14 protein-coding genes are annotated in these 16865 nt (G+C 72.6%); 7 read left to right on the top strand and 7 right to left on the bottom strand.

Annotation, left to right across the window (positions count from 1 at the left end):
* Together sufB and QPK52_RS21045 are read right to left on the bottom strand one after the other, a co-directional pair.
* Positions 1 to 1422, bottom strand: a complete 1422-nt coding sequence (gene sufB / locus QPK52_RS21050; protein WP_093655392.1) for a Fe-S cluster assembly protein SufB — start codon at positions 1420 to 1422, stop codon at positions 1 to 3.
* Entirely contained in the window at positions 1419 to 2210 is a 792-nt protein-coding gene (locus tag QPK52_RS21045) for a helix-turn-helix transcriptional regulator (RefSeq protein ID WP_410539014.1), read from the bottom strand. Before QPK52_RS21045 ends, sufB begins: the two co-directional genes overlap by 4 nt.
* Positions 2211 to 2468: 258 nt before the next feature.
* On the opposite strand from QPK52_RS21045, the gene QPK52_RS21040 reads away from it, so the two are divergent.
* From QPK52_RS21040 to QPK52_RS21030, 3 genes are all read left to right on the top strand, one after another.
* A complete protein-coding gene (locus tag QPK52_RS21040; protein ID WP_410539013.1) occupies positions 2469 to 3395 on the top strand; it encodes an ABC transporter ATP-binding protein in 927 nt (308 codons plus the stop codon).
* Between the two features lie 62 nt (positions 3396 to 3457).
* Positions 3458 to 4189, top strand: a complete 732-nt coding sequence (locus QPK52_RS21035; protein WP_410540419.1) for an ABC transporter permease — start codon at positions 3458 to 3460, stop codon at positions 4187 to 4189.
* A 101-nt stretch (positions 4190 to 4290) separates the two neighbouring features.
* On the top strand, positions 4291 to 5298 hold the full coding sequence (locus QPK52_RS21030; protein ID WP_410539012.1) for a COX15/CtaA family protein: 1008 nt from the start codon (positions 4291 to 4293) through the stop codon (positions 5296 to 5298).
* 257 nt (positions 5299 to 5555) lie between these two features.
* Here QPK52_RS21030 and QPK52_RS21025 read toward each other — a convergent pair whose 3' ends face one another.
* Both QPK52_RS21025 and QPK52_RS21020 read right to left on the bottom strand, forming a co-directional pair.
* Positions 5556 to 5906 (bottom strand): hypothetical protein, encoded by a 351-nt coding sequence (locus QPK52_RS21025; RefSeq protein WP_093655384.1) that lies wholly within the window; start codon positions 5904 to 5906, stop codon positions 5556 to 5558.
* Positions 5907 to 6013: 107 nt separating this feature from the next.
* Positions 6014 to 6988 carry a heme o synthase gene (locus QPK52_RS21020; protein WP_410539011.1) on the bottom strand — a complete coding sequence of 325 codons (975 nt, stop codon included), beginning with the start codon at positions 6986 to 6988 and terminating at the stop codon, positions 6014 to 6016.
* Between the two features lie 422 nt (positions 6989 to 7410).
* On the opposite strand from QPK52_RS21020, the gene tkt reads away from it, so the two are divergent.
* From tkt to opcA, 4 genes are read left to right on the top strand one after another with little or no spacing between them, the layout of a single operon-like run.
* Positions 7411 to 9504 carry a transketolase gene (gene tkt, locus QPK52_RS21015; protein ID WP_410539010.1) on the top strand — a complete coding sequence of 698 codons (2094 nt, stop codon included), beginning with the start codon at positions 7411 to 7413 and terminating at the stop codon, positions 9502 to 9504.
* A 36-nt stretch (positions 9505 to 9540) separates the two neighbouring features.
* The gene (tal, locus tag QPK52_RS21010) at positions 9541 to 10659 is read left to right on the top strand and encodes a transaldolase (protein ID WP_410539009.1); all 1119 of its coding nucleotides are present in this window, start codon (positions 9541 to 9543) and stop codon (positions 10657 to 10659) included.
* A 5-nt stretch (positions 10660 to 10664) separates the two neighbouring features.
* On the top strand, positions 10665 to 12191 hold the full coding sequence (zwf, locus tag QPK52_RS21005) for a glucose-6-phosphate dehydrogenase (protein ID WP_410539008.1): 1527 nt from the start codon (positions 10665 to 10667) through the stop codon (positions 12189 to 12191).
* Positions 12188 to 13999 carry a glucose-6-phosphate dehydrogenase assembly protein OpcA gene (opcA, locus tag QPK52_RS21000; protein ID WP_410539007.1) on the top strand — a complete coding sequence of 604 codons (1812 nt, stop codon included), beginning with the start codon at positions 12188 to 12190 and terminating at the stop codon, positions 13997 to 13999. The genes zwf and opcA overlap by 4 nt, the downstream gene beginning before the upstream one ends.
* Positions 14000 to 14195: 196 nt before the next feature.
* Here the strand turns inward: opcA and pgi are convergent, their stop codons facing one another.
* From pgi to secG, 3 genes are all read right to left on the bottom strand, one after another.
* Complete coding sequence (gene pgi, locus QPK52_RS20995; RefSeq protein ID WP_410539006.1) at positions 14196 to 15860, bottom strand: glucose-6-phosphate isomerase; 1665 nt, start codon at positions 15858 to 15860, stop codon at positions 14196 to 14198.
* 134 nt (positions 15861 to 15994) lie between these two features.
* On the bottom strand, positions 15995 to 16330 hold the full coding sequence (locus tag QPK52_RS20990) for an RNA polymerase-binding protein RbpA (RefSeq protein WP_076971064.1): 336 nt from the start codon (positions 16328 to 16330) through the stop codon (positions 15995 to 15997).
* Between the two features lie 210 nt (positions 16331 to 16540).
* Positions 16541 to 16777 carry a preprotein translocase subunit SecG gene (gene secG / locus QPK52_RS20985; protein ID WP_093655373.1) on the bottom strand — a complete coding sequence of 79 codons (237 nt, stop codon included), beginning with the start codon at positions 16775 to 16777 and terminating at the stop codon, positions 16541 to 16543.
* Positions 16778 to 16865: the final 88 nt, after the last annotated feature.

Genomic DNA, 16865 nt, shown 5'->3' with positions numbered 1-16865 from the left:
TCAGCCGACCGCGCCCTCCATCTGCAGCTCGATCAGCCGGTTGAGCTCCAGGGCGTACTCCATGGGCAGTTCCTTGGCGATCGGCTCGACGAAGCCGCGCACGATCATCGCCATCGCCTCGTCCTCGGACAGACCGCGCTGCATCAGGTAGAACAGCTGGTCGTCGCTGACCTTGGAGACCGTCGCCTCGTGGCCCATCGTCACGTCGTCCTCGCGGACGTCGACGTAGGGGTAGGTGTCCGAGCGCGAGATGGTGTCCACCAGCAGCGCGTCGCACAGCACGTTGGACTTGGAGTTCTCCGCGCCCTCGCCGATCTCGATCAGACCGCGGTAGGAGGTGCGGCCGCCGCCCCGCGCCACCGACTTGGAGACGATGTTGGAGGAGGTGTTGGGCGCCATGTGCACCATCTTGGCGCCGGCGTCCTGGTGCTGGCCCTCGCCCGCGAAGGCGATCGAGAGGGTCTCGCCCTTGGCGTGCTCGCCCATCAGGTAGACGGCCGGGTACTTCATGGTCACCTTGGAGCCGATGTTGCCGTCGACCCACTCCATCGTCGCGCCCTCGTAGGCCACGGCGCGCTTGGTGACCAGGTTGTACACGTTGTTCGACCAGTTCTGGATGGTCGTGTAGCGGCAGCGGGCGCCCTTCTTGACGATGATCTCCACGACCGCCGAGTGCAGCGAGTCGGACTGGTAGATCGGCGCGGTGCAGCCCTCGACGTAGTGGACGTAGGCGTCCTCGTCGACGATGATCAGCGTCCGCTCGAACTGGCCCATGTTCTCGGTGTTGATCCGGAAGTAGGCCTGGAGCGGGATGTCCACGTGGACGCCCTTGGGCACGTAGATGAACGAGCCGCCGGACCACACCGCGGTGTTCAGCGCGGCGAACTTGTTGTCGCCGGCCGGGATGACGGTGCCGAAGTACTCCTGGAACAGCTCCGGGTGCTCCTTGAGGGCGGTGTCGGTGTCCAGGAAGATGACGCCCTGCTTCTCCAGGTCCTCGCGGATCTGGTGGTAGACCACCTCGGACTCGTACTGGGCGGCGACACCGGCGACCAGGCGCTGCTTCTCGGCCTCGGGGATGCCCAGCTTGTCGTAGGTGTTCTTGATGTCCTCCGGCAGGTCCTCCCAGGTCTGGGCCTGCTTCTCGGTGGACCGCACGAAGTACTTGATGTTGTCGAAGTCGATGCCGCTCAGGTCCGAGCCCCAGTTCGGCATGGGCTTCTTCTCGAAGAGCTTCAGGCCCTTCATGCGGAGCTTCAGCATCCACTCCGGCTCGGACTTCTTGCCCGAGATGTCGCGGACGACCTCCTCGGAGAGGCCGCGCTTGGCCGAGGCGCCGGCGGCGTCCGGGTCGGCCCAGCCGTACTCGTACTTGCCCAGGCCCTCCAGCTCAGGGTGGGCAGTCTCCGTGGGGAGAGTCATGCGGGGTTCCTCCCGGCTGTGCTTGCAGATGCTGTCGCTGCGGTGGTCTTGGATGTCTTGGGTGTCCCGGGTGCGGCCCCGGAAGCCGCTCCGGGGATGAACGTCGTGCACACCCCGTCGCCGTGGGCGATGGTGGCCAGACGCTGCACATGGGTGCCGAGCAGGCGGGAGAAGACCTCCGTCTCCGCCTCGCACAGCTGCGGGAACTGCTCGGCGGCGTGGGCCACCGGGCAGTGGTGCTGGCAGAGCTGCTCTCCGCTGGAGGCGGGCGCGCCGCGCGCGGTGGCAGCGTACCCGTCCCTGGACAGTGCCTCGGCCAGAACCCTGGCCCTCTCCTCGGGTGCGGCCCGTTCCAGCTCGGCGCGGTACCGCTCCGTCTGGGCGGCGACCCGGGCGCGGGCGAAGGCCGCGACCGCGGCCCGCCCCTTCTCGCCGCCGCCCGCGGCCTGGGCTATCCAGCGCATGGCGTCGACGGCGAGCTGGTCGTAGGCCTGGTCGAAGGCGCTGCGGCCGTAGTCGGTGAGCGCGAAGGCCCTGGCGGGGCGGCCCCTGCCGCGCGAGCCGTAGACCCGCTTCTCACGGGGCTCGACGACGCCCTCGGAGACGAGTGCGTCCAGGTGGCGGCGGACCGCCGCCTGGGTGAGCTCCAGCCGCTGGGCCAGTTCGGCCGCGGTGGACGGGCCGTGGTCGAGGATGGAGCGCGCGACCTTGTTGCGGGTGCCGTGGTGCTCGTCCGGGGCCGGGTGGCCGTGGGCGCGGGTGTCACCGCCGCCGTGGTGGGCCGCCATGTGCTCTCGCGCCTCCTCGCTCCGCTCCGGGTCCGCAGCACTCCCGCCCGCCGTGGCCGGACCGCCGGTGGCGGCGGGTGCGCTTTTTCACAACACCATTGTTGCGTAATTCCGGGGAGGCGGGCAAGCCGCGCCCTGACCGGCCCGGATGGGATGCGTCACGTAAGGCGTGCCTTACCCGGGATACCGGCGGCGCGGCCCGGCGGACGGTGTGGCCCGGCGGGGGCGATCCGCCCGCGGGCTCCTAGACTCGCCCGTATGCGAGACACGGCGGCCGTCGAGGTCGCGGGACTGGTGAAGCGGTACGGGAGCAGGACGGCGGTGGACGGGCTGGACCTCACCGTCGGGCGCGGCACGGTCACCGCCGTCCTCGGCCCCAACGGAGCCGGCAAGACCACCACCATCGAGACCTGCGAAGGCTACCGCCGTCCGGACGCGGGCGCAGTCCGCGTCCTGGGACTGGACCCGGTCGCCGACGCCGCCGCGCTGCGGCCCCGGATCGGCGTGATGCTCCAGAGCGGCGGGGTCTACCCCACCGTCCGCGCCGCGGAGATGCTGCGCCACATGGCCGCGCTGCACGCCCACCCGCTGGACACCGGCGCGCTGGTCGAACGGCTGGGGCTGGCCGGCTGCGGCCGCACTCCCTACCGGCGGCTGTCCGGCGGCCAGCAGCAGCGCCTCTCCCTGGCCATGGCCGTCGTCGGACGGCCCGAGCTGGTCTTCCTCGACGAGCCGACCGCCGGCCTGGACCCGCAGGCCCGCCGCTCCGCCTGGGACCTGGTGCGGGAGCTGCGCGCGGACGGCGTGACGGTGGTGCTGAGCACCCACTTCATGGACGAGGCCGAGACCCTCGCCGACGACGTCGCGATCATCGACGAGGGCCGGGTGATCGCGCGGGGCAGCCCCGAGGAGCTGTGCCGCGGCGGCGCCGAGAACACCCTGAGCTTCACCGGGCGCCCCGGACTGGACCTGGCCTCGCTGCTCAAGGCGCTGCCGCCGGACACCGCGGCCGCCGAGACGGCCCCGGGCTCGTACCGCCTGACCGGCACCGTCGACCCCCAGCTCCTGGCCACGGTGACGTCCTGGTGCGCGCAGAACGGGGTGATGCCGGACGGCATCGCGGTGGAGCGGCACACGCTGGAGGACGTCTTCCTGGAGCTGACGGGCAAGGAGCTGCGGTCGTGAGCGCTCAGAACACCGGGCCGGGCACGTACGCCCCCGCCCCCGGCGCGGCCCCGCTGCCGCGGATGATCGCCGCGCAGGCCGCGCTGGAGACGCGGCTGCTGCTGCGGCACGGCGAGCAGCTGCTGCTGACGATCGTCATCCCGGCCCTGCTGCTGGTGCTGTTCAGCGCCGTGGACATCGTGGACCTGGCCGGGGAGGGAGACGGCGGAGGCGGGCGCGTGGGCTTCCTGGCGCCGGGTGTGCTGGCGCTTGCCGTGCTCTCGACCGCGTTCACCGGCCAGGCGATCTCCACCGGTTTCGAGCGGCGCTACGGCGTCCTCAAGCGGCTGGGCGCCTCGCCGCTGCCCCGCTGGGGGCTGATGGCCGCCAAGACGTGCGCGGTGCTGGTCACCGAGGTGCTGCAGGTGGTGCTGCTGACGTCGGTGGCCCTGGCGCTGGGGTGGTCGCCGCACGGCAGTCCGCTCGCCGTGGCGCTGCTGCTGGTCGCCGGGACGGCGGCGTTCTCCGGTCTCGGCCTGCTGATGGCCGGGACGCTGCGGGCCGAGGCGACGCTGGCGGCGGCCAACCTCGTCTTCGTCCTGCTGCTGGTCGGCGGCGGGGTGGTGGTGCCGCTGGAGAAGTTCCCCGAGCCGGTGCGCGGGGTGCTGGAACTGCTGCCGATCTCCGCGCTCTCCGAGGGGCTGCGCGAGGTGCTGCGGGACGGTGCCGGGATGCCCTGGGGGAACCTGGCGGTCCTGGGGGTGTGGGCGGTGGCGGGCCTGGCCGCCGCGGCCCGCTTCTTCCGCTGGGAGTGAGCACCTCCGGCGCCCGCGCGGGCAACGCCCGGGAGGAGGCGCGTGGAGCGCCCCCTCGCCCCTCGCCCCCTCGTGAAAGCTTGCACAAGCCCCCGCCTACCATGGTGTCCGTGCCCAATCTGCTCGAATTCGCGCGAAACCCCGTCGCGTACGTCGCCAGGCGCTGGACCCCCGCCCAGCGCACCGTGGAGCGCGCCACCCTGACCGCGCTCGTCCTGAGCGTGCTCATCGTGGTCACCGGCGGGGTGGTGCGGCTGACCGGCTCGGGGCTGGGGTGCGACACCTGGCCCAAGTGCAGCGGGGACAGCCTGGTCGCCACACCCGAGATGGGGCTGCACGGCGCCATCGAGTTCGGCAACCGCCTGCTGACGTACGTGCTGTGCGCCGCCGTCGGCTGGGCGATCGTCGCGGTCCGCTCGGCGAAGCCGCGCCGCCGCGGCCTGTCGCGGCTGGCCTGGTCGCAGTTCTGGCTGGTCGTCGCCAACGGCCTGCTGGGCGGTGTGACGGTGCTGCTGCGGCTGAACCCTTACACCGTCGCCGCGCACTTCCTGCTCGCCAGCGTGCTCATCACGGTCACCACCGTCACCTGGCTGCGCGCCCGCGAGGGCGACGACGCGCCGCGCCCGCTGGCCGGGGCGCGGACCCGGCGGCTCGCGGCGGCGCTGACCGCCGTGTCCGTGGCGCTGATCGTCGTCGGCACCATGGTGACGGGCGCGGGCCCTCACGCGGGCGACAGCAGCGACGTGCCGCGGATGGGCGTGGACTGGGAGACGACCGCCCGGGTGCACGCCCTGCTGGCCTGGGCCGTGGTGGCCCTGACCGTGCTGCTGTGGCTGGCGCTGCGCGCCGTGGACGCGCCCCGGGCCCCGGTCGTCCGCACCCGGGACCTCTTCCTGGTCCTGCTGGCGCAGGGCGTCATCGGCTACGTCCAGTACTTCACCGAGCTGCCCGAGGTGCTGGTCGCGGCGCACCTGCTGGGCTCCTGCCTGGTGTGGGTCGCCGTCCTGCGGGTGCTGCTGTCGCTGCGCGAGCGCGGTCTGCCGCCGGTGGCCGCCGCCGCGGCACCCGTGTCCGCCGACCGGCCCGCCCCGGCCCCGGCCGGCCTGTAGGACCCGAGGCGGGAGGGCCGGCCGGACGGGGACTCCCCGTCCGGCCGGCCCTCCCGTGCGTTTCCCCGCCCGCCCGGCCGGGTGCGCGGGCCGCGGGGCCCGGGGAAGCGGGGCGGGCACGGAGCGGCCCCGGTGCGGCACGGCCGCACCGGGGCCTTGCGCACCCCACGGGCGCGGCGGACGAGCACGGGTCCGGCGGCGGGGTACGGCGGCCAGCGGGCGGGCGGCCGGCCCCCGCCGCGCACAGCACTTCCGCGTCAGCGGTCCTTGGGCCCTCCGACCTGGATGCCCGCCATCCGCTCCCACTCGTAGGGGCCGGTGCGGATCCGGGCGGCGAGGTCCCCGTCGAGGCTCTCGTGGACGGTGACCCCGGCCTTCTCGGCGGCCTTCTGCGCGACCTCGCGGGACGGGGCCACCAGGTCGCCCCAGCCGCCGTCCTCGCCGACGAGGACGATCCGCACGCCGCGCTCGCCGATGTAGGAGATCTGGGCGTCGGCGCTGCCGCCGCGCTCCTTGGCGAACGCGGTGATCTCCTTGGCGAGCTTGGTCACCCAGCGCTGGGCCTTGGCGTCGGGCCCGGTCTCTTCCGCCTGCTGTGTGCTGTCCATGGACAGGATGCTACCGATGGGTAGATCACCTGGCGACCGCTGCTCCGGGTGGCCTGCGCCACGCCCGGCGCCGGGCCGTTGCGGGCCGGTGCCGGGCCGGCGTGCGGTCAGCGCAGGAAGGGGTCCACCGCCACGGCCACGAACAGCAGCGACACATAGGTGATGGACCAGTGGAACAGCCGCATCTCCTTGAGCTTCGCGCCCGTGACCCCGGCCTTGGCCCTGGCCTGGAGGGCGTGCGCCTCCCACAGCCACCAGCCGCCCGCGGCGAGCGCGACCAGCGGGTAGAACCAGCCGACGTATCCCAGCGGCCACAGGGCCAGCGAGACGGCCACCATGATCCAGCTGTAGACCACGATCTGCCGGGCCACCGCGCGGTTGCCCGCGACGACCGGGAGCATCGGGACCCCGACCCGGGCGTAGTCGTCCTTGACCTTCATCGACAGCGGCCAGTAGTGCGGGGGCGTCCAGAAGAAGATGACCAGGAAGAGGACGACGGCGGCCCAGCTCACCTCGTTCTTCACCGACGACCAGCCGATGAGCACGGGCATGCAGCCGGCGATGCCGCCCCAGACGATGTTCTGGGCGGTGCGCCGCTTGAGGATCATCGTGTAGACGACGACGTAGAACAGCAGCGCGCCCAGGGACAGGGCCGCCGAGAGCCAGTTGACCGTCCAGCCGAACCACAGCGTGGAGACCACGGCCAGCGTGACGCCGAAGACCAGGGCCTCGCGCGGGGTCAGTACGCCGGTGACCAGGGGACGCCGCTCGGTGCGGTGCATCAGCGCGTCGATGTCCCGGTCGATGTACATGTTCAGCGCGTTGGCGCCGCCCGCCGACAGATAGCCGCCCAGGCAGGTGGCCAGGACCAGCCACAGGTCGGGGACGCCCTGCTCGGCGAGGAACATCACCGGAATGGTGGTGATCAGCAGCAGTTCGATGATCCGCGGCTTGGTCAGTGCCACGTAGCCCTTGATACGGGCCCCGAGCGGCCGGTGTGCTGGGCTCTGATCGAGCTCCCCCACAACCCCTCGGGTGTGGGCGGTATCCCCACCCGCGGGACGGGATTCGACGGCCGTCACGGACACCCCTGATCACGATGCGACATGCGCGGCTCGCGCCGCGTGGGAACAAGCGAGCCCGGACCTTCGGGGTCCCGTCACGGCTCGCGCCTACCACGCCACTGTAGACGCTGGCCATACGCCGCTCGCCCCGGGGGTCGCCCGTGTCGGTGTACCCCACAGGGGGGTGCCCCGGCGGGGTGCGGGTAGGAGGTGCACAGGGCCTCCCGGGGCACCGGAAGGCGGCGCTCATGTGCGCCCGGCGTTCCACAGATGCCCAGGTGAGGCCCGTTGCGCGCCCGGTTTCACGCGGTTCGTTCCCCCGGCTTCCCAAAGGATGAGCGGCCCGAAAGGGGGAACACCGGCGAGGGTACGCTCGACACCGCCCGGTGTGACCTGACAGACACCGGCCTTCGACATGTGGAGAGGAGCCCTGACGCAGGGTGAGCACCAAGCCGACCACCACAGATCTCGAGTGGACCGAACTGGATCAGCGGGCTGTCGACACCGTACGGGTCCTGGCGATGGACGCCGTGCAGAAAGTCGGTAACGGACACCCCGGTACCGCCATGAGCCTCGCTCCGGCGGCGTACCTGCTCTTCCAGAAGCTGATGCGGCACGACCCGTCCGACGCGCGGTGGACGGGCCGGGACCGGTTCGTCCTCTCCCCCGGCCACACCAGCCTGACGCTGTACATCCAGCTGTACCTGTCCGGCTACGGCCTGGAGCTGGAGGACCTGAAGGCCTTCCGCACCTGGGACAGCAGGACCCCCGGCCACCCGGAGTACGGCCACACCACCGGGGTCGAGACCACCACCGGCCCGCTGGGCCAGGGCATCGCCAACGCCGTGGGCATGGCGATGGCCGCCCGCTACGAGCGCGGTCTGTTCGATCCGGACGCCGCCCCGGGCACCTCCCCCTTCGACCACACCATCTGGACCATCGTCTCCGACGGCGACCTGGAAGAGGGGGTCTCGGCCGAGGCGTCCTCGCTGGCCGGCCACCAGAAGCTGGGCAACATCGTCGCCCTGTACGACGACAACCACATCTCCATCGAGGGCGACACCGCGACCGCGCTGTCCGAGGACGTCCTGAAGCGCTACGAGGCGTACGGCTGGCACGTCCAGCGCGTCGAGCAGGCGCCCAGCGGCGACTTCGACGTCCGGGCGCTGTACGCGGCGCTGCGGGCGGCGCAGGAGGAGACCGAGCGCCCCTCGATCATCGCCGCCCGCACGATCATCGCCTGGCCCGCGCCGAACGCCCAGAACACCGAGGCCTCGCACGGTTCCGCGCTGGGCGAGGAGGAGGTCGCGGCGACCAAGCGGGTGCTGGGCTTCGACCCGGAGAAGCACTTCGAGGTGGCCGACGAGGTCCTCGAGCACGCCCGCAAGGTCGTGGACCGCGGCCGCGAGGCGCGCCGGGCCTGGGAGGACGGGCTCGCCGAGTGGCGCGAGGCCAACCCCGACCGCGCCGCCGAGTTCGACCGGATCAGCGCCGGGAAGCTGCCCGAGGGCTGGGAGAAGGCGCTGCCCTCCTTCCCCGCCGGCAAGGACATGGCCACCCGCAAGGCCTCCGGCGCGGTGCTCAAGGGGCTGGGCGGCGTGATCCCCGAGCTGTGGGGCGGCTCCGCCGACCTCGCGGGCTCCAACAACACCACCATCGACGCCTCCTCGTCCTTCCTCCCGGCGGACAACCCGCTGCCGGAGGCGGACCCGTACGGCCGCACGGTGCACTTCGGCATCCGCGAGCACGCCATGGGCTCGACCATGAACGGCATCGCGCTGCACGGCAACACCCGGATCTACGGCGGCACCTTCCTGGTGTTCTCCGACTACATGCGGCCGGCGGTGCGGCTGGCGGCCCTGATGAGGCTGCCGGTCACCTACGTGTGGACGCACGACTCCATCGGCCTGGGCGAGGACGGCCCGACCCACCAGCCGGTCGAGCACCTGGCCGCGCTGCGCGCCATCCCGGGCCTGAACATGGTCCGCCCGGCCGACGCCAACGAGACCGCGATCGCCTGGCGCGAGATCATGCGCCGCCACGGCGACCGCCCGGCCCCGCACGGCATCGCGCTGACCCGCCAGAACGTGCCGACCTACGAGCCCAACGAGGACGCCGCCCGCGGCGGATACGTGATGTTCGAGGCCGCGGACTCCGAGGGGCGGGAGTGCGAGCCCCAGGTCGTCCTCATCGCCACCGGCTCGGAGGTGCAGCTCGCCGTCGCCGCGCGCGAGTCGCTCCAGGCCGAGGGCGTGCCCGCCCGGGTGGTGTCGATGCCGTGCCTGGAGTGGTTCGAGGAGCAGGACCAGACCTGGCGCGAGCGCGTGCTGCCGCCGTCGGTGCGGGCGCGCGTGGCCGTCGAGGCCGGTGTCGGCCTGACCTGGCACCGGTACGTCGGCGACGCCGGCCGGATCGTCTCCCTGGAGCACTTCGGCGCCTCGGCCGACTACAAGGTGCTGTACCGCGAGTTCGGCCTGACCGGCGAGGCGGTCGCCGCCGCCGCCCGGGAATCCATCGCCGCCGCCGCACGCTGACGCCCACAGGCAACGAGATCAGGAGATGCATCCCTCATGACAGACGCACTCAAGCGCCTGAGTGACGAAGGCGTGGCGATCTGGCTGGACGACCTGTCCCGCCACCGCATCACGTCCGGCAACCTCGCCGAGCTGCTGAACGAGCAGCACGTCGTGGGTGTGACCACCAACCCGTCGATCTTCCAGAAGGCGATCTCCGAGGGGCACGGCTACGACCGCCAGCTCACCGACCTCGCCTCCCGCGGCGTGACGGTGGAGGAGGCGATCCGGATGATCACCACCGCCGACGTCCGCGACGCCGCCGACATCCTGCGCCCGGTCTTCGACGCCACCGGCGGGCAGGACGGCCGGGTCTCCATCGAGGTGGACCCGCGGCTGGCCCACGCCACACGGCCCACGGTCGCCGAGGCCAAGCAGCTCGCCTGGCTGGTGGACCGCCCCAACACCCTCATCAAGATCCCCGCCACCACCGCCGGGCTCCCGGCGATCACGGAAACCATCGCCGCGGGCATCAGCGTCAACGTCACGCTGATCTTCTCGCTGGAGCGCTACCGGATGGTGATGGACGCCTACATGGAGGGTCTGGAGCAGGCGAAGGCCAAGGGCCTGGACCTGTCGGAGATCCACTCCGTGGCGTCGTTCTTCGTCTCCCGGGTGGACACCGAGATCGACAAGCGGCTGACGGCCCTGGGCACCGACGAGGCGCTGGCGCTGCGCGGCAAGGCCGCGCTGGCCAACGCCCGGCTGGCCTACCAGGCGTACGAGGAGGTCGTCGCCTCCGACCGCTGGACGGCCCTGGAGTCCGCGGGCGCCAACCGGCAGCGTCCGCTGTGGGCCTCCACCGGTGTGAAGGACCCCAGCTACCCCGACACCCTCTACGTCACCGGGCTGGTCGCCCCGAACACGGTGAACACCATGCCGGAGGCCACCCTGGAGGCCGTCGGCGACCACGGCGAGATCACCGGCGACACCGTGCGCGGCACCTACGAGCAGGCCCGCGCCGACCTCGACGCGATCGCGAAGCTCGGTATCGGGTACGACGAGGTCGTCGAGCAGCTCGAGGTCGAGGGCGTGGAGAAGTTCGAGCAGGCCTGGAGCGACCTGCTGGCCTCCACCGAGGCCGAGCTGAAGCGCCTCGCCCCGAAGGAGGCATAGAGCAGGTGAGCAGCGCAGCCAACCCGCTGCGTGACGCACAGGACCGGCGGCTCCCGCGCATCGCGGGGCCGTCGGGACTGGTGATCTTCGGCGTCACAGGCGATTTGTCACGAAAAAAGCTGATGCCCGCCGTCTACGACCTGGCGAACCGGGGCCTGCTCCCACCGGGCTTCTCCCTCGTCGGCTTCGCCCGCCGCGAGTGGGAGGACCAGGACTTCTGCCAGGTCGTGCACGACTCGGTCAAACAGTACGCCCGCACCCCCTTCCGCGAGGAGGTGTGGCGGCAGCTCGGCGAGGGGATGCGCTTCGTCCCCGGCGTCTTCGACGACGACGACGCGTTCGCCCGGCTGAAGTCCACCATCGAGGAACTGGACAAGTCCCGCGGCACCGGGGGCAACTTCGCGTTCTACCTGTCGGTGCCGCCGAAGTTCTTCCCCACCGTCCTGGAGCAGCTCAAGGAGCACGGGCTGTCCGACGCCCCCGACGGTTCCTGGCGCCGCGCGGTCATCGAGAAGCCCTTCGGCCACGACCTGGCCAGCGCCCAGGAGCTGAACCGGGTCGTCCACCGGGTCTTCCGCCAGTCGGACGTCTTCCGGATCGACCACTACCTGGGCAAGGAGACCGTCCAGAACATCCTGGCGCTGCGCTTCGCCAACACGATGTTCGAGCCCCTGTGGAACCGCTCCTACGTGGACCACGTGCAGATCACGATGGCCGAGGACATCGGCATCGGCGGTCGCGCGGGCTACTACGACGGCATCGGCGCCGCGCGCGACGTCATCCAGAACCACCTGCTCCAGCTGCTGGCCCTGACGGCGATGGAGGAGCCCGTCTCCTTCGACGCCAAGGCGCTGGTCACCGAGAAGCTGAAGGTGCTCAACGCGGTGCGGCTGCCGAAGGACCTGGGCCGGCACACCGTGCGCGGCCAGTACCGGGCGGGCTGGCAGGGCGGCGAGAAGGTGCCCGGCTATCTGGAGGAGGAGGGCATCGACCCGGCCTCCCGGACGGACACCTACGCCGCCATCAAGCTGGAGATCGACAACCGCCGCTGGGCGGGGGTCCCCTTCTACCTGCGCACGGGCAAGCGGCTGGGCCGCCGGGTCACCGAGATCGCGGTGGTCTTCCAGCGCGCCCCCTACTCCCCCTTCGACGCCACCGACACCCAGGAACTGGGCCAGAACGCCCTGGTCATCCGGGTGCAGCCGGACGAGGGCGTCATGATCCGGTTCGGCTCCAAGGTGCCGGGCACCTCGATGGAGATCCGCGACGTGACGATGGACTTCGCCTACGGGGAGTCCTTCACCGAGTCCAGCCCCGAGGCGTACGAACGGCTCATCCTGGACGTGCTGCTGGGCGACGCCAACCTCTTCCCCCGGCACCAGGAGGTCGAGCGCTCCTGGGAGATCCTGGACCCGGTCGAGGAGTACTGGGACGCGCACGGCAGGCCCGAGCCGTACACCGCCGGGACCTGGGGTCCCCAGGCGGCCGACGAGATGCTCGCACGTGACGGACGGAGCTGGCGGCGGCCATGAACATCGACCTCACGGACACCACGTCCGGCCGGATCAACGCGGCTCTGGTGCGAGCGCGGCGGGCGATGGGCAGCCCGGCCGTCGGGATGGTGCTCACGCTCGTCATCGTGACGGACGAGGGCAGCCACTACGACGCGCTGAAGGCGGCCAGCGACGCGTCGAAGGAGCACCCCTCGCGCATCCTCGTCGTCGTGCGGCGCCCGGGCCGCTCGCCCCGCGACCGGGCCACGGCCCGGCTCGACGCCGAGGTGCGGGTGGGCGGCGAGACCGGCACCGGGGAGACGGTCCTGCTGCGTCTCCACGGCGAACTGGCCAACCACGCCCACAGTGTCGTCCTGCCCCTGCTGCTGCCGGACGCGCCGGTCGTCCTGTGGTGGCCGGCCGATCCGCCCGAGTACCCCTCGAAGGACCCGCTGGGCGCCCTGGCGCAGCGCCGCATCACCGACGCGGCGGAGACCGAGGACCCGGTCGCGGCGCTCAGGGGACGCGCCGCCGCCTACGCGCCGGGCGACACCGACCTCGCCTGGACCCGCGTCACCCTGTGGCGCAGCGTGCTGGCCGCCGCCCTGGACCAGAAGCAGGCCCGCGTCACCCGGGCGGTGGTCGAGGGCGAGGAGTACAACCCCAGCTCGGAGCTGCTGGCGCTGTGGCTGGCCGACCGCCTGGGCGTCCCCGTCGAGCGCGTGCTCTCCGGCGGCCCCGGCATCACGGCGGTGCGGCTGGTCACGGACGAGGGCGACATCTGCCTGGACCGCGGCGACGGTTCACTGGCGACGCTCTCGGTACCGGGCCAGCCGGACCGGAGCGTGGCCCTGCACCGGCGCTCCACGGCCGAGCTGATCGCCGAGGAGCTGCGGCGCCTGGACCCGGACGAGACCTACGCGCGCGCCGTCCGCTTCGGCCTCGACCGCCTGGTGCGCGGGCAGGTCGCGGAGGTGGAGGCGGCCGAGGCCGCGCAGGCGGAGGCGGCGCGGGCCCCGGGCGGGGAGCAGGCCCCTGTGCAGGTCGTCGTCCACCCGGACAGCGAGCGCATGGCCCGGGCCACGGCCGCGCGCCTGGTCACCGTGATCGCGGACGCGCAGACCGCCCGCGGCCGGGCCCATGTCGCCCTGACCGGCGGCCGCAACGGCAACGCCCTGCTGGCCGCCCTGGCGCAGGCTCCGGGACGGGACGCGGTGGACTGGTCCCGCGTGGACCTGTGGTGGGGCGACGAGCGCTTCCTGCCGGACGGCGATCCGGACCGCAACCACACCCAGGCCCGCGAGGCGCTCCTGGACGCGCTCGCCCTGGACCCGTCGCGCGTCCACCCGATGCCCGCCTCCGGCGGTCCGCACGGCGACGACGTGGACGCGGCCGCCGAGGCGTACGCGGCGGAGCTGGCCGCGGCCGCGGACGGCGGCTCCGGTGACGGCGCTTCCGGTGACGGTGGTCCCGGTGACGGCGGCGGTCCGGGCGGGGCGGTGCCCGCCTTCGACGTGCTGCTGCTGGGGCTGGGCCCGGACACCCATGTGGCCTCCCTCTTCCCCGGCCATCCGGCCGCGAAGGAGACCGGGCGCGCGGTCGTCGGCGTACGGCAGGCGCCGAAGCCGCCGCCGACCAGGATCTCCCTCACCCTTCCGGCCATCCGCGCGGCCCGGGAGGTCTGGCTGCTGGCGGCCGGTGAGGACAAGGCCGAGGCCGCGGCCGGTGCGCTGGCCTCCGGCGACCCGGCGCGGACCCCCGCGGCGGGCGCCCGGGGGCGCGAGCGCACCCTGTGGATCCTCGACGGGAAGGCGGCGGCCCTCCTGCCCGAGTCGGCCCGGGGCTGACCCGCGCCGGACACACAGCGCACCGGCACCGCACCGGCACCGCGCGGAACACGGCGGCCCCGCTCCCCTCCGGGGAGCGGGGCCGCCGCCGTCATGGGAAGGTCCCGGGCCCCGCGGGGGCGCCCGCACGGCGTGCGGGCGCCCTGGGGGGCGTGGGGTCCCGCCGGGGTCCGTCCGGCCCGTCTCGGGCCGCTCGTCAGTCCCGGCCGCGCAGCGAGCGGTAACGGGCCACCAGGGCCGCCGTGGAGGCGTCCAGCCCCTCCACCTCGGCGCCCTCGGTCAGCGCGGGCTCGATGCGCTTGGCGAGCACCTTGCCGAGCTCCACGCCCCACTGGTCGAAGGAGTCGATGTCCCACACCGCGCCCTGGACGAACACCTTGTGCTCGTAGAGGGCGACAAGCTGTCCCAGCACCGACGGGGTCAGCTCGGAGGCCAGGATCGTCGTCGTCGGGCGGTTGCCGCGGAACGTGCGGTGCGGGACCTGGTCCTCGGCGACCCCCTCGGCGCGGACCTCCTCCTCCGTCTTGCCGAAGGCGAGCGCCTGGCCCTGGGCGAAGAGGTTGGCCATCAGCAGGTCGTGCTGGGCCGCCAGGGCGGGCTCCAGGCCCGCCACGGGCCGGGCGAAGCCGATCAGGTCCGCCGGGATCAGCTTGGTGCCCTGGTGCAGGAGCTGGAAGTAGGCGTGCTGGCCGTTGGTGCCGGGGGTGCCCCACACCACCGGACCGGTCTGCCAGCTCACCGGCTCGCCCCGCCGGTCCACGGACTTGCCGTTGGACTCCATGTCGAGCTGCTGGAGGTAGGCGGTGAACTTCGACAGGTAGTGGCTGTAGGGCAGCACCGCGTGCGACTGCGCGTCCCAGAAGCCGCCGTACCAGATGCCCAGCAGGCCCAGCAGCAGCGGGGCGTTCTCCTCCGGCGGCGCGGTGCGGAAGTGCTCGTCGACGGTGCGGAAGCCGTCGAGCATCTCGCGGAAGCGGTCCGGGCCGATGGCGATCATGAGCGAGAGGCCGATGGCCGAGTCGTACGAGTAGCGCCCGCCGACCCAGTCCCAGAACTCGAACATGTTCGTGGTGTCGATGCCGAACTCCGCGACCGCCTCGGCGTTCGTCGACAGCGCCACGAAGTGCTTGGCCACCGCCTCCCTCCCCGCGCCCAGACCGGCCAGCAGCCAGTCCCTGGCGGAGGTGGCGTTGGTGATGGTCTCGATCGTGGTGAAGGTCTTGGAGGCGACGACGAACAGCGTCCGGGCCGGGTCCAGGCCCTGCAGCGCCTCGTGCAGGTCCGCGCCGTCCACGTTGGAGACGAAGCGGACGTCCAGCTCCCGGTCGGTGTAGGCGCGCAGCGCCTCGTAGGCCATCGCCGGCCCCAGATCGGAGCCGCCGATGCCGATGTTGACGATGTTCCTGACGGGCAGGCCGGTGTGCCCGGCCCACTTCCCGGCCCGCACCGCCTCGGCGAAGGCGGACATCCGGTCGAGGACGGCGTGCACGGCGGGGACGACGTTCTCCCCGCTCTCCCCGTCCACCTCGATCACCGCGTCGCGCGGGGCGCGCAGGGCGGTGTGGAGGACGGCCCGGTCCTCGGTGGTGTTGATCCGCTCACCGCGGAACATCGCATCCCGCAGCCGCGCCACCCCGGTCGCCTCGGCCAGCTCGCGCAGCAGCCGCAGGGTCTCGTCCGTGACGAGGTTCCTGGAGTAGTCCAGGTACAGGTCGCCGACCCGCACGCCGTAGCGCTCGCCGCGCCGCGGATCGGCGGCGAACAGCTCGCGCAGGTGCACCTCCCCCAGCTCCTCGCGGTGCCTGGCCAGCGCCTGCCACTGCGGCATCCGGTCGAGCCTGCCGCGGCCTTCAGCGTTCATCTGGGAAATCAGTCCATTCCTGTCGTACGGACCCCGCCGCGTCCCAACCTAATGGAACGACGGCCCGGCCGCGCGCCCCGTGGGGGCGTACGGCCGGGCCGTCGTGCGGCGTTGCCCGGCGGGTCGACCGGCGTTCAGATCTCCCCGCGGAGCTTGGCCAGCGCCTCGGCGAGGATCGCCTCGCCGTCGGCGTCGCTGCGCCGCTCGCGCACGTACGCGAGGTGGGTCTTGTACGGCTCGGTGCGCGGCGGGTCCGGCGGGTTGTCCCGGTCCTTGCCGGCCGGGAAGCCACAGCGCGGGCAGTCCCAGGTGTCCGGGATCTGCGCGTCGCTGGCGAAGCTGGGTTGGGTCTCGTGCCCGTTGGAGCACCAGAAGGAGATGCGCAGGCGCGGCGCGGACTCGCCTCGCTCGGCCTCCCCCATCGGCCCCGCTCCGACCCGGCTTCCCCGGATCGCGTTGCCACTTGCCACGGTCGTAACTCCCTGCCTTCACGGTGCCGCGGAGCATCGACAGGCCGCTCCGCTGCGGGTGCCCCAGTGTACGTAGGGCCCAACGCGCGTCCACAGACCCGAGTTGCGGCCCCCTTCGGGTCCCGTGGGCGCGAGCCTCATGATAGGCCGGGAAAGCGACACGGCGTCAGAGCACGGCGGCCGCCGTCGCGCGGCAGGCGTCGGCGGGCGTCAGCCGTCGAGCTTCATCAGGATGCCGAGCGCCACGATGATGGCGAACCAGATCAGACCCACCACGACCGTGATGCGGTCGAGGTTGCGCTCGGCGACCGAGGAGCCGCCGACGGAGGACTGCATGCCGCCGCCGAACATGTCGGAGAGGCCGCCGCCCTTCCCCTTGTGCATCAGCACGAGCAGCATCAGCAGCAGGCTGAAGACGATGAGGGCGATGGAGAACCCCAGGATCACGGCTGGACCAACTCTCTCGGACGGATGACGGGAACTGTCGGGACTTGCAGGGTACGGGGCCGGGAGGCGCTGCGCGTGCTCGCTCCCG

This window comes from Streptomyces sp. KL2 (assembly GCF_046529545.1).
GTDB classification, from domain to species: Bacteria; Actinomycetota; Actinomycetes; order Streptomycetales; family Streptomycetaceae; genus Streptomyces; species Streptomyces radiopugnans.
The sequence above is the reverse complement of the archived record's forward strand: the minus strand, read 5'-3'. Positions and strand labels throughout refer to the sequence as shown.